This window comes from Haloferax marisrubri (assembly GCF_001469875.2).
Taxonomy (GTDB): domain Archaea; phylum Halobacteriota; class Halobacteria; order Halobacteriales; family Haloferacaceae; genus Haloferax; species Haloferax marisrubri.
Genome location: NZ_LOPW02000017.1, coordinates 354798 through 373877 on the forward strand (window position 1 = coordinate 354798; position 19080 = coordinate 373877).

Genomic DNA, 19080 nt, shown 5'->3' on the forward strand with positions numbered 1-19080 from the left:
ACTCGTGGGATTCGAGTCGGCGCGGGAGTGGTCCACACGGAGCGTCGCGGCGATTCTCGGTGGATTCGAACTGTTCAACCCACGGGCATGTTCGGCTGTCCGCGGTGCGGAACCGGCAATATTGGCCCCATCATTCCGGATGCCGTCGCTCGGGACGCGGCGTCGAAAGAAATGCGAGTGTCGGGTCGCGGGATTACTCGGTCGTCGTCGGAATCTCGATGTCGCCGGCGATGATGGCCTCGCGGGACTCCGAGAGCGAGTCCTTCACGTCCTGCGGGATTTCGGAGCCGAGTTCCGCGCCGTAGACGGCGGCGACGCCGTCCTCTTCGAGGCCGAGCGTCGTCGTGGTGCCGCCGTTGAACTCGTCGTTGACGACGTTCTCGACGGAGGTGTACACCGCCGACTCGACGCGCTTGACCATCGACGCGAGGATGACGTCGGAGTAGTTCGGTTCGGTCTGCGACTGGTCGGAGTCGACGCCGATGGCGAACTTACCCTGCTCTTTCGCCGCCTGGAAGACGCCGAGGCCCGTGCCGCCCGCCGCGTGGTAGACGATGTCCGCGCCGTTGTCGTACATCGACGTGGCGATTTCCTTCCCCTTCGCGGAGTCGGAGAACGACCCGGCGTAGGCCGCGTCGACCGTGATTTCCTCGTCCGCGTGCGCCACACCGGCCTCGAAGCCGGCCTGGAACTTCCGGATGAGCGGGGCGTCGACGCCGCCGACGAAGCCGACGTTCTTCGAGTCGGGCGTCGTCGAACCGGAGCCAGCCGAGAACTCCTGCGTGGTGAGGAGACCGGCGAGGTAGCCGACCTGGAACGAGCCCTGCTCCTCGCGGAACAGATAGCTCGCCACGTTGTCCTCGTCGACGGTGTCGTCGACGATCATGAAGTTCTGCTCCGGGAAGTTCGGTGCCGTCTCGGCGAGCGCGGACTTCTGCGCGTAGCCGATACACGACACGAGGTCGTAGTCCGGGTTCGACGACTGCGCGAACCGGCGCTGGAACTGCGGGAACTCCTCGGCCGCCGAGGGCTGCGCCTCGTCGTACTCGACGCCGAACTCCGAGGTCGCCTCCTCAATGCCGCGCTTCGCGGCGTCGTTGAACGACTTGTCACCGAGACCGCCGAGCGCGTAAACCATGCCGACGTAGGCCGACGGACCGGACTCCTCGGTCGTCTGCTCGGCCGCCGTGGTTTCCTCGCCGCCGGACGACTCGGTCGTCGTCGCCGTCGTCTCTTGGCTCCCCTCGGACGGTCCGCCCGTACAACCTGCGAGGCCCGCGATGCCCGCAACCCCTGCCGCTTTGACAAAAGAACGTCTGTCCATATCTATGAACTCCTATTGAGACAGGGGCCGCGAAAATTGCATAAAGGTGTCGTTTCGCGGTTTCAACAGCGTCGCATCACCATGTTTGCAAACCGCCGAGAACGGGTCCGCGGTTCACGTCCGCGGGCGTCGAGTTCGCGCCGCGCCGAGTCGCGTCCGCCGGGGCGAAACCGCCTCGTGTCCGCTCAGGCGTCCTCGATTTCGGCTTCGACGACCGCCGTCACCTCGTCGACGAGCGCGTCAACGTCGTCGGCCTCCGCGTACACGCGGATGTAGGGTTCGGTGCCCGACGGGCGAACCAGCGTCCACGACGCGTCGGCGAACTCCAGTCGGACGCCGTACTCGGTATCGACCGACTCGGGGGCCATCGCCTCGGGGAGCGAGGTTTCGAGCGCCGCCATCGCCGCCCGCTTCTTCTCGTCGGGGCAGGGGACGCTCACTTTGCGGTACGGGCGCTCCGTGACCGGTTCGCGCAGGCCGGCCATGCCGGACTCGGCGGCGAGGCGGGCGATGAGCGCCGCCGAGGCGACGCCGTCTATCCAGCCGCCGAGCGACGGGTGGATGTGCTTCCACGGCTCGGCCGCGAACACCACGTCGCCGCCGCCGGCGCGGGCGCTGGCGATGCCCTCGTGGAGCGCGCCGAGTCGGACGCGCTCGACGCGACCGCCGGCCTCGCGGACCCGCTCGTCGATGCGGCCTGAGGCGTTCGGCGTCGTGACGACGACGGGGTCGTCGGCGTCGGCGACGCGGACGTAATGCTCGGCGACGATGGCGATGACGGTGTCCTCGTGGACGACCTCGCCGTTCCCGTCGATGATGACGATGCGGTCGGCGTCGCCGTCGTGGCCGATGCCGAAGTCGAAGTCGCCGTCGGCGACGAACGCGATGAGGTCAGCGAGCGTCTCGGGCGTCGGCTTCGACTCGCGGCCGGGGAAGTGGCCGTCTATCTGCCCGTTGAGCGTGACGACGCGCGCGCCGAGGTCGCGGAGGACCTGCGGCGTGCCGAGCGCAGACATCCCGTTGCCGCAGTCGACGGCGACGTTGAGGCCGTCGAGGTCCGCCCCGTGCCGGCTGGCGAACTCGACGATAGCGCTTCGGTAGGCGTCGAGGACGCCGCTCGTCCCCGTCGCGCCCCAGTCGTCCCAGTCGGCCGGGGACGCGTTCGCCTCGACCCGCGTCTCGATGTCGCGTTCGAGGTCGCGGTCGTACTCCTGCCCGTCGACGAACATCTTGATGCCGTTGTCCGTCGGGGGGTTGTGCGAGGCGGTGAGCATGACGCCGCGGCGACCCCGCGAGGCGAACGCGAGCGCCGGGGTCGGGACGACGCCCACGCGGGTCACGTCCGCGCCGGCGGAGAGCAGTCCGGCCTCGACGGCGGCGGCGAGGCCCTGCCCGGTCGTTCGTCCGTCGCGGCCGACGACGAACTCGGCGGGCGCGTCCGATTCGAGCGCGGCGAGGCCGGCGGCGCGGCCGACGCTGAGGGCGAGTTCCGGCGTGACTCGCTCCGTCGCGCTCCCGCGGATACCGGCGGTGCCGAAGAGTTCCATAGTCCAGCGTTGTGGGGGTCGTACTTAGATGCTGACGGTTCGCTGGATGCGTGCGAGGCGGGCGCACGGGGCGGTCACGGCGGTCGCGGCGGGGGATAGAGCGACGGCGACCGGGCCGCCGGCGGAGACACCGAACCGGCCGCCCGAGGCAGCACGCCTTTGGCGACGGGCGACGAATCGGGGGCCATGAGCGAGCACGGTCGAACCCGCGCGCACGTCTACGTCTCGGGACACGTACAGGGCGTCTACTACCGGGCGACGACCCGCGACACCGCCCGCGACCGCGGCGTCGACGGCTGGGTGAAGAACCTCTCCGACGGCCGCGTCGAGGCCGTCTTCGAGGGCCCCCGCGACGACGTGGAGGCGATGGTCGAGTGGTGCCACGAGGGGAGTCCGATGGCGACCGTCGAGGACGTGGAAGTCACCTACGAGGAGCCGGACGGCGAGACCGGCTTCCGGGTCGAGCGCTGACGGGAACCCGACAGCCGGCCGATAACATCAACGAGACGGCCAAATCGTTCAAGCGGGGTTCGGGGAACCTGTCCCCATGCGCTTCCGGAACGACACGCGGGGAATCGGCGTCGCAAAACTGTTTTTCACGCTCGTCACGAGCGTCGGACTCGGCCTCTCGATGGGCACCTCGTTTCTCATCGTCCGCGGGCCGTTCCTCGGCGGGCCGTCGCTCGACCCGTTTCCGATGATGGCCGCGCTCGCGGTGTTCATCGTCGGCATCGTCGTCCTCTCGTGGGGGTCGACGCGGCTGTTCGGCGTGGGAACCGGGATGTGAGCAGGAACGGGAATACGAGCAGGAGCGGGAATACGAGCGGGGCGTGAGCGTCGACGCGACCCTCAGTCGGCGGTCGCCGCTGCGCCGGAGTCGCGTTCGACGCCGCCGAGGGGAACGAGCGGGTCGTTGCCGCTGAACCGGTCCCAGAGGACCAGCGCCGAGGGCAACACCAGCATCGACGCGAGGAACGAGTAGACGATGCTCGCGGCGGTGAGCAGGCCGAACTGGCCGAGGACCGAGAGCACCGCGAGGACGAGCACGCCGAGGCCGAAGACGGTCGTGAGCATGCTGCCCGCGAGCGCGCCGCCGGTGCCGCGGACCGTCCGGTCGAGCGCGGTTTCGAGGTCGTGGTCGGCGCGCTCGTCCACGAAGCGGTGGACGACGTGGACCGAGTAGTCCACGCCGAGGCCGATAGTCAGCGCGAGCACCGTCGCGGTGAAGGCGTTGAAGGAGATGCCGGCGAGTCGCATCGTCCCGGCGACGAACGTGACCGCGACGAGGATGGGCACGAGGTTGGCGAGCGCGAGCGACGGGCGGCGTTCGAGCCACCAGTAGACGAACACGAGGAACGCGCCGGTGCCGGCCATCGAGATGGCGAGGCTCTGCACCGCGGAGTCGAGGATGAGGTCCGAGATGGCCGAGAAGACGACGACCGCGCCGGTGGCGGTGCTCGGGCCGCGGAAGCGCGCGGCGACCTCGCGGGCGTCGGCGACGACCGCGTCGTCGTCCGCGTCGGCCCGCACGCGGTAGTCCACGCGCGAACTCCGGTAGTCGTCGGCGAGGTACTCGCCGGCGCGGGCGGCCGAGTCGGTGGCGAACAGCGCGTCGTACACCTCGGCGAGGTTCCGGTCGGGGACGCCGTCGCCGTCCCGGTCGTGGCGCGCGACGAGCGCGGCGAACTCGGGGTTCTCTCTGGCCTCGTCGTCGATGACCGTGAGGACGCTCGTCGAGTCGGCGCGGCGGTCCTCGACGATGAAGGTGTCCGGCGGGTCCTGTGCGACCCGGTCGAGCGTTTCGAGGTAGGCGTCGTCCGTGGGTCGGCCCTCCAGATACACCGTCACGACCCCGCTTTGGGAGGACGAAAAGCGCTCTTCGAGGAACTCGATGTCGGCGACGACGCTGTAGTCGCCCGGCGCGAAGGGCTCTGGGAGGGATTTCAGGTACGCCGGGGCCTCCGCGGGCGGCAGGAAGTCCTCCTGTCCGAACTCGGTGTCCACGCCGGTGGCGTACCACATCGCCGACCCCGAGAGGACGAGCGCGACGACGAGGACGACGGCGGGGGCGCGGAGGGCGGGCGCGACGCCGACTCGGAGGGCCGTCCCGGGCGAACTCCCCTCGCGGCCGAGCGGCGACTGGCTGAACGTCGGAATCGGGTAGCGCTCGCGGAGCCTGTCCACCTCGACTTTCGTCGCCGGGAGGAACACGCCGAACACGAGGAAGGTGAAGACGATGCCGATGGCCGCGACGACGCCGAAGTCACGAATCGGCGTGAGGTTGCTCACGAGGTTCGAGAGGAAGCCGATGACGGTGGTCGCGGTGACGATGAAGAACGCCACGAGGAGCTGGTCCGTCGCCTGTCGCATCGCCTCGCCGACGGCCAACCCGTCGGCGCGGTCCTCGCGGTAGCGGTTGACCGCGTGGATGCCGAAGTCGATGCCGACCGCGAGGAGCAGCGGCGGCACGGCTATCATAATCTGGTTGAACGGGATGCCCGCGAGGCCGAGGAAGCCGAACGTCCAGACAAGGGCCATCCCGAGCGCGGCGGTCCCCAACAGCAGGTCCACGAGGTCGCGGTAGGCGACGACGAGGAAGACGAGGATGAAGACGACGGCCGCGGGCACGACGAGGACGAGCGAGTCGGCGATGACCGTCCCGAACTCGTCGGCGATGACGCCCGACCCGAAGACGGAGATGTCGCCGCCGACGGTGGCGACGACCCGCGTGGCGGTCCGCTGAATCGGGGTGAGCGGGCTCTCGCCGCCCTGTCCCGCCCCGGCCTCGTCGGCCAGCGGAACCGAGTGCGTGACGACCGCAATCGTCGCCGAGGCGCTCGCCGCGGTCGGGTTGAAGTCGTCGGCGAGGAGGCCGGTGAAGCGCTCGTTGTCGGCGTTCTCGCGGACCGCGGCGGCGACCTCGGTGTCGGTCGCGCGTTCGAGCGCCGCAATCTGTGCGTCGAGGTCGTCGGCGTCCGGGTCGAGCGTCTCCGCGACCACGGTGGCGGCGCTGGCGGTGCCGATGACGCGGAGGTCGTCACGGTCCGAGAGGCGCTTTTGGGCCTCCAGCATCCGCAGGAGTTCGCGCTTCGTCAGGACGTTCGGGGCGCGCTGGATGAGTTGCGTGCTTCCGGTCCCGGCCTCGAACCGCGGCGAGAACTCCTCGGAGACGCGCGCGAACGCCTCCTCGGCGGGCACTTCCTCGGCGAACTGCTCGGTCCCGGCCTCGGTCGAGACGGCGCTCAGCCCCGCCCCGAACACCAGCGTGAGGACGAGGAAGACGAGGATGACGCGCCGCGAGCGGTTGACGATGCGGTGGTCGACCCAGTCGACGAACCGCTGGAACTCCAGTCGGGCCACGGCTCAGCGCCGCCCCCGCCGGCGGACGACGAGGAAGCCCGCGCCGCCGACCGCCGCGAGGAGGACCGCCGCGCCGACGAGCGGGGCCGAGAGACCGAACGGGAGGCCGCCGCCGTTTTCGGGGGCCTCGACGCGGACGGGCACGCGGTAGGCGTCGGAGATGGTCGTCTCGCCCGCCCCGTCGTCGTAGCGGAAGTCGAGTTCGACCGGGTAGTCCTTCTCCAGCGCGCCGCGGGCGGCCGACACGTCGAACACGAGCGTCGCCGACTCGCCGGGCGCGAGTTCGTCCACGAACGCCTCGGAGTCGGTAGACGAGAGGGGGTCTTCGAGGTATATCTTCGCGGAGATGTCGGTGAGCGTCTCGTCGCGGTCGTTGACGACCGTCACGCGGAGTTGCCCGTTCCGGCCCGGCGCGACGGTGCCCTCGTCGACGGTCACGCCGAACTCGGGAGTCGCGGCGGCGACGGCGACCCGGAGGTCGATGTCGTCGCCGGTGCGCCGGTCACCCTCGGCGTCGCGGTAGGCGACGGTCGCGGTGAACTGCCGGGGGCCGGCGTCCGCGTCGTCCGAGATTCCCACGTCGAACGAGAACGGGACGCGCTCGCCGGGTTCGAGGTCGCCGAGGGCGTACTCGGTCTCGGTCGCCGTCGCGCTCCCCTCGGGGAGCGAGAGCGTCACGACCGCGTTGCGCGCGAGGGCCGACCCGTCGTTGACGACGACGCCCTCGATTCGGCCCTCGTCGCCGACGCGGAGCGTGCTCGTCACGTCCGCGACGGAAAAGGACTGCTTGGGCGAGGGGATGAACCCGGCGGCGAGGTCGGGGTACTGTCGGCGCGCGCCGTCGGGGTCCTCGTAGGCGACGGCGACGCCGAGGACGTAGCCGCGGACGGACGCCTCGGAGTCGAGCGTGGCGTCGTAGACGAAGGTCCGGTTCTCGCCGGCGGGCCAGTCGGCGGCGAAACTGCTCGCGGTCTGCGCGCCGTCGAAGCTCACGTCGACCGACTGGGCGGTCACCGCGACGACGGCGTTGCGCGCGTCGAGTTCCCCCGTGTTCCGCAGGGTCAGCGCGACCGCGCCGCTGCCGCCGACGGGGACCGACGAGTCCGCGCCGACGACGGCGAACCGCACGCGCTCTTCGATTCGGACGGGCACGTCGAGGCGGTAGACGCGGCGGTGGGCGTTGTCGAACTCGTAGAACACGTCGAGGCGGAGGTTGTACTCGCCCGCGGCGACGTTCTCGGGGGCCTCGACCCGGAAGGCGACCTCGCGGGTGTCGCTGTCGTTCATCGTGCCGACGAACAGGTCGCCGGTCCTGACGGTGAAGGGCGTGTTTCGCGGGGAGAGCCTGACGCGGACGTTCTCCGCGGGCTTCGCTACGTCTTCGGTGTCCACCGGGTCGTTGGCGAACACCACTCGCACCGTCGTCTCGACGCCGGGTTCGACCACCGGGTCGACCACGTAGGCGCGGAACACGGGGACGTGGTTCGGCTCGGCTTGCTGGCCGGCGACCGAAACCGGGAGCGCGGCGAGGACGAGCAGTACGGCGACCAAGATAGCGGTGTAACTCTTCATCGTGAGGTCCCGGCGAGCGGCACCGACGGCGTCCGGGTCCGCGGATATCGGCGCGGGGGCGGCGACGGACCGACCCAACTGGTCGCTGATACGTTCTCTGCGGGGAAATACGATATTCGCCCCGTTCGAGACAGTCAGCCGGGCGAGAAGGTTCGTGTCGTCGGTTCCGGCGGCCTCAGCGGAGGCGACTCACGCGGTCCGGTCGACGCCGAGTTCGGCCATCGCGCGGACCACGACGTGGGCCTCCACGAGGTCGCGTTCCTCGACCATCGGGTCGTCGGCGTCGTCGATGACGGCGCGGGCCTCGGCGAGCATGCGGTCTTCCTGTTCGGTCTGGTCGGGTTCGTCGCGGGTGCTGTTCAGGAGCGCCTCGAAGTCCTCGCGGATGCTGAAGTCCGCGCGGGCGACGTTACACCGAGAGAGGGGGTGCATGCCGAGGTCCAAGACCAACTCGGTGACGAGTTCCCAGTCGCTCTCGCAGAACTGGAGCGTCACGTCGCCGACGATGTCGCGCCACGCGATGGGGGCGGCGTTCTCCATGAGCGTCACCGCCCGCGGCGGGACCGCGATTCGGGCGACCGTCTTCGGGTCGTCGCAGAGACAGCAGGGCTGGTCCGTCCTGCCGGTGTACATACGCGGGGTTAGGATGGGTCGTAGATGTAGCTTCGGGCCGCAGACTCGGGGCTCGAAATCAGGCGAGAACAGGGCGACGCGCCGACCGCGGCGGGCGCTCAGGGCGTTGAAACGGTCGGGTTCGAGCCCGGGGCGGGGCCGTCGAACCCGAGTAGAGGCAGCGGGAGGCGCGACCGACTGCGTGCTGGCACTGAATCACGCATTGGGCTGGGCTGGGTATTCTGTGGTGGCGACAGTGGTCGCGCCATCTATCCGATTGAACACCGTGCATAAATATCTTCTCCTCGGACGATACCACACACTATTGTTGACTATATACTAGTGTGTTTCAAGATATCTCGAATAGTTGTGCAGGATTGTCAAACTAAAAATTCGCCCCCGAGAGCGCTCGTCGGGACGCGAATCGCCATCTCCAGTCCGGCGGCGTCCACCGGCGGGGTGCTCGGGAGCGTCCCGAGAGGCCGTCGGGCCGCGGCGGCGAGGACGAGCGCGTCGAGCACGTCGTCGCGGGCCACGTCGCGTCGGAGCGTCCGGTCCAGCGTCTCGCGGTAGGCGCGCTCGGCGTCGAGGTCCCGCGAGCCGGTCGAATCGGCTTCTGAACCGTCGTCGCCGTCACCGACCCTCGCCTCGCCTCCATCGAACGCCGTCCTCAGCACGTCGAGGCGGCGGGTGCGGCCCTCGGGCGTCGATTTCGATTCCGAGAGCGGTTCCCCGGCGAACGCGGCGAAGGCGAGTTCGGGATGGGATTCGAACACTCGCTCTCGGGCGCGCGGCGTCTCCCGGAGGACGGCATCGACCTCGCGGATTTTGGGCACGAGGTGCCACGCCTGAATCGAGAGTCCCGCCCCGGTCCGCTCGCGGTTCGCCGCGCTGGCCGCCTCGTGGGAGTCTGCGTCGAGGACGGCGCGGACGGGGGCGAAGAAGACGGTGGCGGCGCGGGAGCCGAGCAGTTCGCGGGCTTCGCGGTCGCACGCGCGCCGGGCGGAGTCGGGCAGACCGACGGGGATATCGACGAGCACCCGCGCGGCGTCTCGCTCGCGGGCGAGTTCCCAGACGGCGTCGAAGTCGGGAACGACCCGTACTGAGAGGCCGTCCGCGGCGGCGACGGCGCACACCCACCCGGACCGACAGCCGTCGACGCCGATGACGGGAGATACGCGTCGCTGTGGCACGAACCGAGCTACGTCGCCGAGCAGGAGAAAAGTCCCGGATTCAGGAGTCGAGGACTGCGGCCGTCATCTGCCGGCAGGAATCGCGGAGTTCGCTGAGCGTCACGTCGATGGCCGCGTCGAGCGAGACGAGCAGTTTCACGCCGTCGTCGATAGGTACCCTGACGATGAGCGCGTCGTCGATGGCGAACGCGACGAGTTCCGGCCCGCCGATAGGGAGGTCTTCGAGCGGTTGGTCGATGGCCTCCTCGTTCGTGAGCGTCGCGACGAGCGTCTTGACGGTGTTTTCGTCGTAGCGGTCGAGAAGCGACTGCTCGAAGAAGCGAATCTGGGTCCGAACCGGCTCACACCACGCGATTGCACGGAGTGCGTCCCCGTAGGCGTCCTGCAACTCCGAGGATAGTTCTGGTGCGGGGAACTCACCGTCGTCGACGACGGTCACGTCCGCTTCCTGGTCGAGTGCGACCCGTTCGTAGGCGAGTTCGCCGAGGTCCGTCAGCCCGTAGAGTCGCCCCTTCTGCTGTGACTCCGGTACCAACAGTTCGACGATGCCCCGCTCCCGCAGTTCGGAGAGCGCCCGAGACACATGCGGCTGTGCAAGGTCGGTCTCCGCGGCGATTCGGGAGGGGAGTCCCGAACCGTGCTCCGAGAGGTACCGACACACGGCCAGTCGGTACCGAGAACTCGCAATATACCCCGCGGAATCCCACGTCTCGGTCATAAACGAGACTCTCCGCTGGTTGTTTTCATCATGATTGACACGTCCCATACTGGTATGCAATGCCAAGCGGGGTATATCTTTCGAGGGTCGAACAATACTACCATATACGTACCATATATCGCCAGAGAATGAAACACACAGGCTCTCACTCGCCCAAAGTCTGTAAGACCCGGCATCGATGCCCGTGCTCTCTCGCGGATTTCACCCGCGAGTAACGCTGGCGTAACCGGATACCCGTGTGGTTACCCGGTTACATGTATGTCAGCAAACATATATATCGGTTCGGTCTCGTACCAGGTAACGCAATGATAGTAGTACCCCCGACGACGGACCGCCACACGACAACCACCGCGACGGAGGTGCCGAGATGAGCGTCGCGCTCCAGTTCGCCGCTCCCGGCGCGGACATCGCGTTCCTCCTCGCGCGCGTCCTCTTCGGCGCGGTGCTCGCGTTCATGGGACTCAACCACTTCCTGAACCTCGACCACATGACCGGCTACGCGGAGATGAAGGGCCTGCCGGCACCCCGCCTCGGCGTCGTCGTCTCCGGCGGGATGCTCGTCTTCGGCGGCCTCGGAATCGCGCTCGGCGTCTTCCCCGCGCTCGCCGCCGGGGCCGTCGCCGTCTTCCTCGTCGTCGGGACGCCGGTGTTCCACAACTTCTGGGCGGTCCCCGAGGACCAACAGGAGTCCGAGATGACCGGCTTCCTGAAGAACGTCGTCATGCTCGGCGGCGCGCTCGTCTTCCTCGCGCTCAGCGGGACGACGTGGTCCTACGCCATCGGCCTGACGCTGTTCTAACCGCCGAGGCGGCTCACGACACGACCCCGGACGGAGCCCCGAGGCGTCACCGCCCCACAGATTCATCGGCCTCCGAACCCACCACACACTCATTCGTGACCGACGCAATACCGGATTCCACACGCTCTCGTCGCCCGCCGAGTAGCCGACCCCGACCGCCCGCCGCGGGGGGTCGCTGATGGACGGCGCGCCCGACGCCTTCGGCTCCCCGTACCGCCTGCTTTCGGGAGCCGTCGTCCCGCGCCCCATCGCGTGGGTGAGCACCCGCGGCGACGACGCCGACAACCTCGCGCCGTACAGTTTCTCCACCGTCGCCAGCGTCGACCCGCCGGTGCTCGTCTTCGCGCCGGTCGGTCGCGGCCCGTCGCTGAAGGACACGCCGCGAAACGCCATCTCGCGCGGCGAGTTCGTCGTCAACGTCGTCACCCGCGACCTCGTGGAAGCGATGAACGAGACCGCCGCGACGGTCTCACCGGGCGTGGACGAGTTCGAACACGCCGGCATCGAGAAGGCCGAGTCCGTCCGGGTCGACGCCCCCCGCGTCGCCGACGCCAAAGTCGCCTTCGAGTGCACCCTCTACGACAGCATGGAAGTCGGCTCCTCGACGCTCGTCCTCGGCGAGGTCGTCCACGCGCACGTCGCCGACGAGGTGCTGACCGACGGCAAACTCGACACGCGGAAGCTCGACGCGGTCGGCCGCCTCGCCGGCAGCGAGTACGCGACGACCGACGACCGGTTCGAACTCGTCCGCCCGGACTAGCCCGTTCCGACGAAACCGCTCCGGCGGCCCGCCCGTTATCGAAGATTGATAATGGGGAGCGAAGGTTTATCGCGGGATACAGAGTCGTTCGAACCAATGAGCGACGTGTCGTTGTCGAGCGTGCTTTCGTTTCTCGATACTGATGACGCGGCAACCGTCGTCGAGCGGGTCCGCGCGACCCACGGAGAGCGAACGAAACGGAGCGTCCGCGACGGGCGGACGTTCCTCTTTGCGGCCCCCGAAGGAGAGTCACAACCGACCGAGGTCGTCTGGATAGACGTGGAAGCCGCGTTCGACGCCCGGAGCGTCGAGGCGTTCGCCGAGCGCTGCGACGACCGCGGCATCGACGGAACGCTCCTGACGACCGGCGACGAGGAGCAGGCCATGGAGACGCTCGCCCTCGCGTTCGCGGCCGACGACCAACTCGACGAACCCGACGAGGACGGCGACCGCGACCTCCTCGTCGACCCGGACGAAGTCGAGCGTCCCATCGACCTCGTGGCGCTTCCCGACCTCGTGGAGGCGCTCGAAGACGCCGACCTCGACGAGGACATCATCGACGAGTACCACGAGCCGCACGAACCGGAGTTCGAGGAGATTCTCGACGAGATAGACGCCGAAGAGGCCCGCGCCGCGGCCGAGGCGGACGCCGCGTCGGGCGCGGGTTCCGGTCGCGCGCTCGCGCTCCTCGTCGCGGCCGTCGTCGTGGTGGCGATCGTCGCCGCGCTCGTCCTGTTCGGCCCGTTCTGAGCGGCGCTCGGGGTCACTGACTCATTCTGTCTCACCCGCGAGCCCGCCGCTCCGCGAGTCGCTCGATTCGACGGAGTGCGACCGCGCAGACCGCGGCGTACGGCCCCGCGAGCACCGGGATTTCGAACGACACCGCACACCGGTCGGGGCCGACCGGTTCCACTTGGTGTCCCGTCGCCGGGACGCCGGCTACACGCCACGTCCACCGGTGGGCCTCGTCGTCGCACGTCTCGATGCTGAACGGAACCCAGACGCCGGCGACGCGGACCTCGCCGTGACTTCCCGCCTCGATTCGTCCGTCGACGCCGCGGACGCCCGACACGCTCGGCCCCCAGTCGGGCCAGTCGGCGACCGACACCAACACGTCCCACGCCGCCACCGCGGGAGCCGAAATCCGCCGGGAGACGACCAGTCGCCGCCCATCCGGCGTTCGTTCCACGCGCGTTCGGGTCCGGTTCGACTCGCCCCTCATACGCCCTAGTATGCTAATAAGTCGTAATATAACATCGCCGAAATCTTTATCCACGAAACGTGGTAGCAACTACCAAGGCAACACATGAGCAACACAAGTGACCGCCCCAAGACGATGCGAGACGTCAGCCACACACCACCCACAGGCGAGAGCGTCACGAACGTCTGGGAGCGAGGACACGAATCCGAGTCCACAGAGTAGCCGGGCAGAATCAATCGCACGACGACGAACCGTAACGAACCATCCGCACCGAACTCCACCAACCCAACCAACCGAACCGTAACGAACCAACTGAACAGCAGCGAACCGACCGAACAGCAACGAACCATCCGCATCGTAACGAACCACCCGCACCGAACTCAACCAACCCAGCCAACCAAGTGAAGCGAATCCAGCGACTCAACCACGAGACGGCCAACACGATACGACTACCCAAGTAACCGACCGAGCGACCGACTGTATCGAACTCGACCACCTCCCGCTGGAAAGGGAGAACGTGCGTCCTTCCTGCGCACCGTTGCGACCGACCCGCGCCGGCCGTCCTGCCGGCGCGCACTCGATTTCCGACCGACTGTACCCGTTACCCGCCGGACCCGGCACCTATCGGGACGTTTAACCCCGAGTCCAACGGGCGTTCGAACATGAAGGCCACCGCCAAGGCCCACCCGATTCAGGGCCTCGTGAAGTATCACGGGATGCGAGACACGGAGCGCCGAATGCCGTACCACGACAGCATCAGCGTCTGCACGGCACCGAGCCACACGCAGACGACGGTCGAGTTCCTCCCCGACGCCGACGAGGACGTCTACGTCATCGGCGGCGAGGAAGTCGAGGGCCGCGGCGCGGAGCGCATCCAAGCCGTCGTCGACCGGGTCCGCGAGTTGGCCGACTTCGACCACCGGGTTCGACTGGAGAGCGAGAACTCCTTCCCCTCGAACATCGGGTTCGGGTCGTCGGCATCCGGGTTCGCCGCCGCCGCGATGGCACTCGCCGAGGCGGCCGACCTCGACATGACGCGCCCCGAAGTCTCGACCATCGCCCGCCGCGGGTCGGCGTCCGCCGCTCGCGCCGTTACGGGCGCGTTCTCGCACCTCTACTCGGGCATGAACGACACCGACTGCCGCTCCGAGCGCATCGAGACCGGCCTCGAAGACGACCTGCGAATCGTCGCCGCGCACGTCCCCGCCTACAAGGAGACCGAGCAGGCCCACGCCGAGGCCGCCGACAGCCACATGTTCCAAGCGCGGATGGCGCACATCCACGCCCAGATAGACGACATGCGCGACGCGCTGTACGACGGCGACTTCGACGCCGCCTTCGAACTCGCCGAACACGACTCGCTGTCGCTCGCGGCGACGACGATGACCGGCCCCGCCGGCTGGGTCTACTGGCAACCGCGCACCATCGCCGTGTTCAACGCCGTCCGCAAACTCCGGAACGAGGAGGACGTGCCGGTCTACTTCTCGACCGACACCGGCGCGAGCGTCTACATCAACACGACCGAGGAGTACGTCGACCGCGTCGAGGAGGTCGTCGCCGACTGCGGCGTCGAGACCGACGTGTGGGGCGTCGGCGGCCCCGCCGAAGTGCTCGACGAGTCCGAAGCGCTGTTCTGAACGCCCGGCCGCCCGCCGCGCACCGCGACCGCCGTCATCCTCTTTTCTCTCGCGCCCTACGAGACAGCCATGCGTGTCCTGGTTCTCGGCGCCGGGTACGCGGGCCTCACGCTCGCCCGCGACCTCGAACGCCGACTCCCCGCCGACGCCGACCTGACCGTGGTGAACGACTCCGCGCACCACCTCGTCCAACACGAGGTCCACCGCGCGATTCGGCGGCCGGCAGTCGCAGACGCGATTCAGGTCCCCCTCGACGAGGCGCTCGACCGCGCCGAGGTCGTCGTCGACCGCGTGACGGCGGTGGACCGCGACGCGCGGACCGTCGAACTCGCCGAGGGCGACGCCCTCGACTACGACTACTGCGCGGTCTGTCTGGGCGCTGAGACCGCCTACTACGGCATCCCCGGCCTCGAATCCCACTCGGTCCCGCTGAAGCGCGTCGCCGACGCGGAGACCATCCGCAAGCGCTTTTTCGACGACTGCGACGAGGGCGGCACCGTCGTCGTCGGCGGCGCGGGGCTGTCGGGCGTGCAGGTCGCGGGCGAACTCGCCGCGCTCCGCGACGAGGAGGGCGCGCACGCCGATATCGTCCTCGTCGAGCAACTGGACGCCGTCGCGCCGTCGTTCGACGAGTCGTTCCAGCGGGCGGTCCGCGACGAACTCCTCGACAGGGGCGTCGAGATTCGGACCGAGACGACCGTCGAGTCGGTGACGGACGCGACCGTCGCGACCGACACCGGCGACATCGACTACGACCTGCTCGTCTGGACGGGCGGCATCGCCGGCGACGACGCGATGGGCGGCGAGCGACCCTCCGTCAGGGCGGACCTCCGACTCGACCGCCGGACGTTCGTCGTCGGCGACGCGGCCCGCGCCGTCGACGCCGACGGCGAACCCGTGCCGGCGAGCGCCTCCGCGGCCCTCCGCGAGGCGAAGACCGTCGCCGGCAACATCGCGGCGCAGGTCGAGTTCGAGGCGACCGCCGGCGAGAACGACTTCGCGCCCCGGGTCGACCCCTACCGGTTCGAAGTCCCCGGCTGGATCGTCTCCGTCGGCGACGGCGCGGTCGCGCAGGTCGGCCCGAGCATCTTCCGCGGGAAGGCCGCGAAAGCGATGAAAGCAACCGTCGGGGCCGGTCACCTCACCTCCGTCGGGGCGATTTCGCGGGCGGTCGACCTCGTCGACGAAGAACTGCACGCCTGACAAAGTACTGATGGGTCGGGCGCACGGTCCGGCGGTTCGACCCTGAGAAGTTCTTTATCGGATGCCGGAGTACCTCCGCCCGTGTTCGACGACGCCGGGCACGACCGTCGAGATTTCGTCCCCGAGAGGATTCCACGAGACGTGACGGACAAGCGAGGTGTTCGATGAACTGGCAGTACACCGCCTACGCCTACCCGATGGTCTTCGCGGCGGTGGTCGCCGGGGTCCTCTCGGCGTACGCGGTCCAGTTCGTCCGCCGCCGCGGGCGGAACCCGACCGTCGTCTCGTTCGCCGTGCTGACGGCCGCCGTCGCCTTCTGGACCGCAACGACCGCGGTCAAGCTGTTCCTCGTCGACCCCGGCGCGAAACTGCTCGCGTACAAGCTCCTCCACGTCGGGGCGATGGCGGCCGCGCCGACGTTCTTTGTCTTCGCCCTCGCGTACACCGACCGCCGGGAACTGCTCGACAGACACGTCGTCGCGTCGCTGTACGTCGTCCCCGCGGTGTTCCTCGTCGTCCTTTTCACCAACCCGCTGGAGTTGGGCTACACCGGCTGGGAGCTGTCGACCGTCGACGGCGTGACGGTGCTCTCCGTCGCCGATGGCCCGATGAGCGTGTTCGGCCTCGTCTACGGCTTCGTCCTGCTGTTTCTCGGACTCGGCATCATCGGCCAGTACGCCCTCGAACTCGATCGACCCTACCGGACGCAGGCGACGCTCCTCATCGTCGGGATGCTCGTGCCGTCGGTCGTCGCCGCGCTCGAACTCACCGGCACGCCGCCGCTCGCCGGCGGCGTCAACCTCATCCCCGCGTCGCTCGCGGTCCCCTCGGTGACGTTCGGCATCGCCGTCTACCGCTACAAGCTCCTCGACATCCTCCCGCTCGCCTACGCGACCGCCGGCGCGCACTCGGCCGACGGGCTCGTCGTCCTCGACGCCGACGAGGTCGTCGTCCACGTCAACGACCACGTTCGCCCGCTGTTGGGCACCGGCGACCCGCTCCTCGGTCGACCGGCGAGTGAGGCTCTCCCGAACTACGACGACTTCGGCGACGGGCGCTCGTCGTGCGACGTACTGGTCGAGGACGAACGCTACGTCGAGTTGACGCGCATCCCGCTCGACCAGGCCGGCGACCCGCTCGGCTGGGTGATTTCGGTCCGAGACGTGACGCCGCGGAAGCACTACGAACTCGCCTTGGAGTCGCGGAACGACGAACTGGAGGTGCTCAACCGCATCGTCCGCCACGACATCCGAAACGACATGCAACTCGTGACGGCGTACATCGACATCGTCCTCGACCACGAACCGCTGTCCGACGAGGCGCGGGCGCAGTTGGAGACGGCGCTCCGGCGGGCGCTCAACACCGTGGACCTCACCGACGTGCTCGGGCAACTGATGCGCGCGACGAACGACGACGAGCGTCGTCGCGCCCTCGACGTCGGCGATGTGCTCCGCGAGTCCGTCGAAGACGTGCGCGAGGGCTATCCGAACGCGGCGTTCACGGTCGGCGGCCTCCCGTCGGCGACGGTGTTCGCCAACGACCTGCTCGACTCGGTGTTCGTGAACGTCCTGAAGAACGCGGTCGTCCACAGCGACCGCGACCGCCCGGCCATCGTCGTCTCGGGCACCGCGGACGACGAGGGCGTCACCGTCCGCATCGCCGACGACGGGCCCGGCATCTCCGACGAACAGAAGTCGGTCGTCTTCGGGAAGGGCGCGAAGGGGCTCGAAAGCCCCGGCACCGGAACGGGCCTCTACCTCGTCGAGACCATCGTCTCGAACTTCGGCGGCACCGTCCACATCGAGGACAACGAACCGCGGGGGAGCGTCTTCGTCATCGACCTCCCGCTCGCCGCCGTCGAGGCCGCGGACTGAGCCGACCCGGTTGGCTGACTGACCCACCCCGTTCGACCGACTGACGCCCCGACTCCCGAATCAACTCGCCGCACGTTTTTCTCGGTGTCACAACTGTTATCGACCATGTATGTGACTAACAATCATGGACTATTCGCTCTCGGACGAACAGCGGGCCATCCGCGAGGAGGTCCGACGGTTCGCCGAAAACGAGGTCGCACCGGTCGCGGGCGAGTACGACGAGGCCGAGAAGTATCCCGCTGAGGTCGTCCGCAAGGCGTCGGAGATGGGGCTGACGGGGGCGCACTTCCCCGTCGAGTACGGCGGCGTCGGCTACTCGTCGCTGGAGAACGCGCTCGTCACCGAGGAGCTGTTCGCGGTCGACCCCGGCATCGGGCTCTGCATCACGAGCGCCGGCTTCGGCGCGGAGGCCATCATCAGTTTCGGCACCGACGACCAGAAAGAGCGCTTCCTGCCGCCGATTACGGAGGGAGAATCCGTCATGGGCGCGGCCATCAGCGAGCCGCAGGCGGGGTCCGACGTGACCTCCGTGCGCACCCGCGCCGAGAAGGACGGCGACGAGTGGGTGATAAACGGCACCAAGATGTGGATAACGAACGGGAGCGTCGGCGACTACTTCGTCGTCATGTGCCAGACCGACCCCGACGCGGACGACCGCTACGCGGGCTTCTCGCAGATTATCGTCGAGGCCGACCGCGACGGGTTCTCCGCGGACAAGATAACCGGAAAGATGGGCATCCGCGCCAGCGACACGGCCGAACTCGTCTTCGACGACGTGCGCGTGCCCGAGGAGAACCTCGTCGGCACCGAGGGAATGGGCTTCCTCCAGCTCATGCAGTTTTTCGACGAGACGCGGACCGCGGTGGCCGCGCAGGCGGTCGGCATCGCCAAGGGTGCCTGCGAGCGGGCGCTCGACTACGCCAAAGAGCGCGAGCAGTTCGGCCGCTCCATCGGCGACTTCCAGGCGATTCAGCACAAGCTCGCGGAGATGCACACCGCGACCGAGGCCGCCCGGCAGTTGACCTACAAGTCTGCGTGGAGCGTCGACAACGACGAGGACCAACTGACCGCGCTCGCGTCGATGGCCAAGGAGTTCGCCTCGAACGTCGCCACCGACGTGGCCGACGAGGCCGTCCAGATTCACGGCGGGGCCGGCTTCGTCAACGACCACGACGTCGAGCGGCTCTACCGCGACGCGAAAATCACGCAGATTTACGAGGGAACCACGGAGATTCAGAAGAACATCATCGCCCGCGAACTGCTCGGCAAGGGCTTCTGAG

17 protein-coding genes are annotated in these 19080 nt (G+C 68.6%); 9 read left to right on the forward strand and 8 right to left on the reverse strand.

The window, feature by feature from the left end; all coding sequences use genetic code 11:
- Nucleotides 1-193: 193 nt before the first annotated feature.
- Both AUR65_RS14025 and AUR65_RS14030 read right to left on the reverse strand, forming a co-directional pair.
- Nucleotides 194-1324: a BMP family lipoprotein gene (locus AUR65_RS14025; protein WP_058567453.1), complete on the reverse strand. Its 1131-nt coding sequence runs from the start codon at nt 1322-1324 to the stop codon at nt 194-196.
- Nucleotides 1325-1509: 185 nt separating this feature from the next.
- On the reverse strand, nt 1510-2871 hold the full coding sequence (locus tag AUR65_RS14030; protein ID WP_058567454.1) for a phosphopentomutase/phosphoglucosamine mutase: 1362 nt from the start codon (nt 2869-2871) through the stop codon (nt 1510-1512).
- A gap of 186 nt (nt 2872-3057) precedes the next feature.
- On the opposite strand from AUR65_RS14030, the gene AUR65_RS14035 reads away from it, so the two are divergent.
- Together AUR65_RS14035 and AUR65_RS14040 are read left to right on the forward strand one after the other, a co-directional pair.
- Nucleotides 3058-3342, forward strand: coding sequence for an acylphosphatase (locus tag AUR65_RS14035; RefSeq protein ID WP_058567455.1), 285 nt, complete (start codon nt 3058-3060; stop codon nt 3340-3342).
- A 76-nt stretch (nt 3343-3418) separates the two neighbouring features.
- A complete protein-coding gene (locus tag AUR65_RS14040) occupies nt 3419-3658 on the forward strand; it encodes a hypothetical protein (protein ID WP_058567456.1) in 240 nt (79 codons plus the stop codon).
- Between the two features lie 62 nt (nt 3659-3720).
- Here AUR65_RS14040 and AUR65_RS14045 read toward each other — a convergent pair whose 3' ends face one another.
- The 5 genes from AUR65_RS14045 to AUR65_RS14065 all read right to left on the reverse strand — a co-directional run bounded on the left by AUR65_RS14045 (nt 3721) and on the right by AUR65_RS14065 (nt 10326).
- Nucleotides 3721-6231: an efflux RND transporter permease subunit gene (locus AUR65_RS14045; protein ID WP_058567457.1), complete on the reverse strand. Its 2511-nt coding sequence runs from the start codon at nt 6229-6231 to the stop codon at nt 3721-3723.
- 3 nt (nt 6232-6234) lie between these two features.
- Entirely contained in the window at nt 6235-7881 is a 1647-nt protein-coding gene (locus AUR65_RS14050) for a COG1361 S-layer family protein (protein WP_233194376.1), read from the reverse strand.
- 111 nt (nt 7882-7992) lie between these two features.
- Nucleotides 7993-8436 (reverse strand): hypothetical protein, encoded by a 444-nt coding sequence (locus AUR65_RS14055; RefSeq protein ID WP_058567458.1) that lies wholly within the window; start codon nt 8434-8436, stop codon nt 7993-7995.
- 359 nt (nt 8437-8795) lie between these two features.
- A complete protein-coding gene (locus AUR65_RS14060) occupies nt 8796-9608 on the reverse strand; it encodes a DUF429 domain-containing protein (protein ID WP_058567459.1) in 813 nt (270 codons plus the stop codon).
- Nucleotides 9609-9648: 40 nt separating this feature from the next.
- Nucleotides 9649-10326 (reverse strand): winged helix-turn-helix domain-containing protein, encoded by a 678-nt coding sequence (locus tag AUR65_RS14065; RefSeq protein ID WP_058567460.1) that lies wholly within the window; start codon nt 10324-10326, stop codon nt 9649-9651.
- A gap of 367 nt (nt 10327-10693) precedes the next feature.
- On the opposite strand from AUR65_RS14065, the gene AUR65_RS14070 reads away from it, so the two are divergent.
- From AUR65_RS14070 to AUR65_RS14080, 3 genes are all read left to right on the forward strand, one after another.
- Nucleotides 10694-11125, forward strand: coding sequence for a DoxX family protein (locus AUR65_RS14070; protein ID WP_058567461.1), 432 nt, complete (start codon nt 10694-10696; stop codon nt 11123-11125).
- 178 nt (nt 11126-11303) lie between these two features.
- A complete protein-coding gene (locus AUR65_RS14075) occupies nt 11304-11885 on the forward strand; it encodes a flavin reductase family protein (protein ID WP_058567462.1) in 582 nt (193 codons plus the stop codon).
- Nucleotides 11886-11981: 96 nt separating this feature from the next.
- Nucleotides 11982-12635, forward strand: coding sequence for a hypothetical protein (locus tag AUR65_RS14080; RefSeq protein ID WP_058567463.1), 654 nt, complete (start codon nt 11982-11984; stop codon nt 12633-12635).
- 31 nt (nt 12636-12666) lie between these two features.
- Here AUR65_RS14080 and AUR65_RS14085 read toward each other — a convergent pair whose 3' ends face one another.
- The gene (locus AUR65_RS14085) at nt 12667-13107 is read right to left on the reverse strand and encodes an SRPBCC family protein (RefSeq protein ID WP_199180609.1); all 441 of its coding nucleotides are present in this window, start codon (nt 13105-13107) and stop codon (nt 12667-12669) included.
- A 641-nt stretch (nt 13108-13748) separates the two neighbouring features.
- Between AUR65_RS14085 and mvaD the strand changes: the two genes are divergently transcribed.
- From mvaD to AUR65_RS14105, 4 genes are all read left to right on the forward strand, one after another.
- Entirely contained in the window at nt 13749-14723 is a 975-nt protein-coding gene (mvaD, locus tag AUR65_RS14090) for a phosphomevalonate decarboxylase MvaD (protein ID WP_058567465.1), read from the forward strand.
- Between the two features lie 69 nt (nt 14724-14792).
- The gene (locus tag AUR65_RS14095; RefSeq protein ID WP_058567466.1) at nt 14793-15926 is read left to right on the forward strand and encodes an NAD(P)/FAD-dependent oxidoreductase; all 1134 of its coding nucleotides are present in this window, start codon (nt 14793-14795) and stop codon (nt 15924-15926) included.
- 164 nt (nt 15927-16090) lie between these two features.
- A complete protein-coding gene (locus tag AUR65_RS14100; RefSeq protein ID WP_058567467.1) occupies nt 16091-17800 on the forward strand; it encodes a histidine kinase N-terminal 7TM domain-containing protein in 1710 nt (569 codons plus the stop codon).
- 124 nt (nt 17801-17924) lie between these two features.
- The gene (locus tag AUR65_RS14105; protein WP_058567468.1) at nt 17925-19079 is read left to right on the forward strand and encodes an acyl-CoA dehydrogenase family protein; all 1155 of its coding nucleotides are present in this window, start codon (nt 17925-17927) and stop codon (nt 19077-19079) included.
- Nucleotide 19080 lies beyond the last annotated feature (1 nt).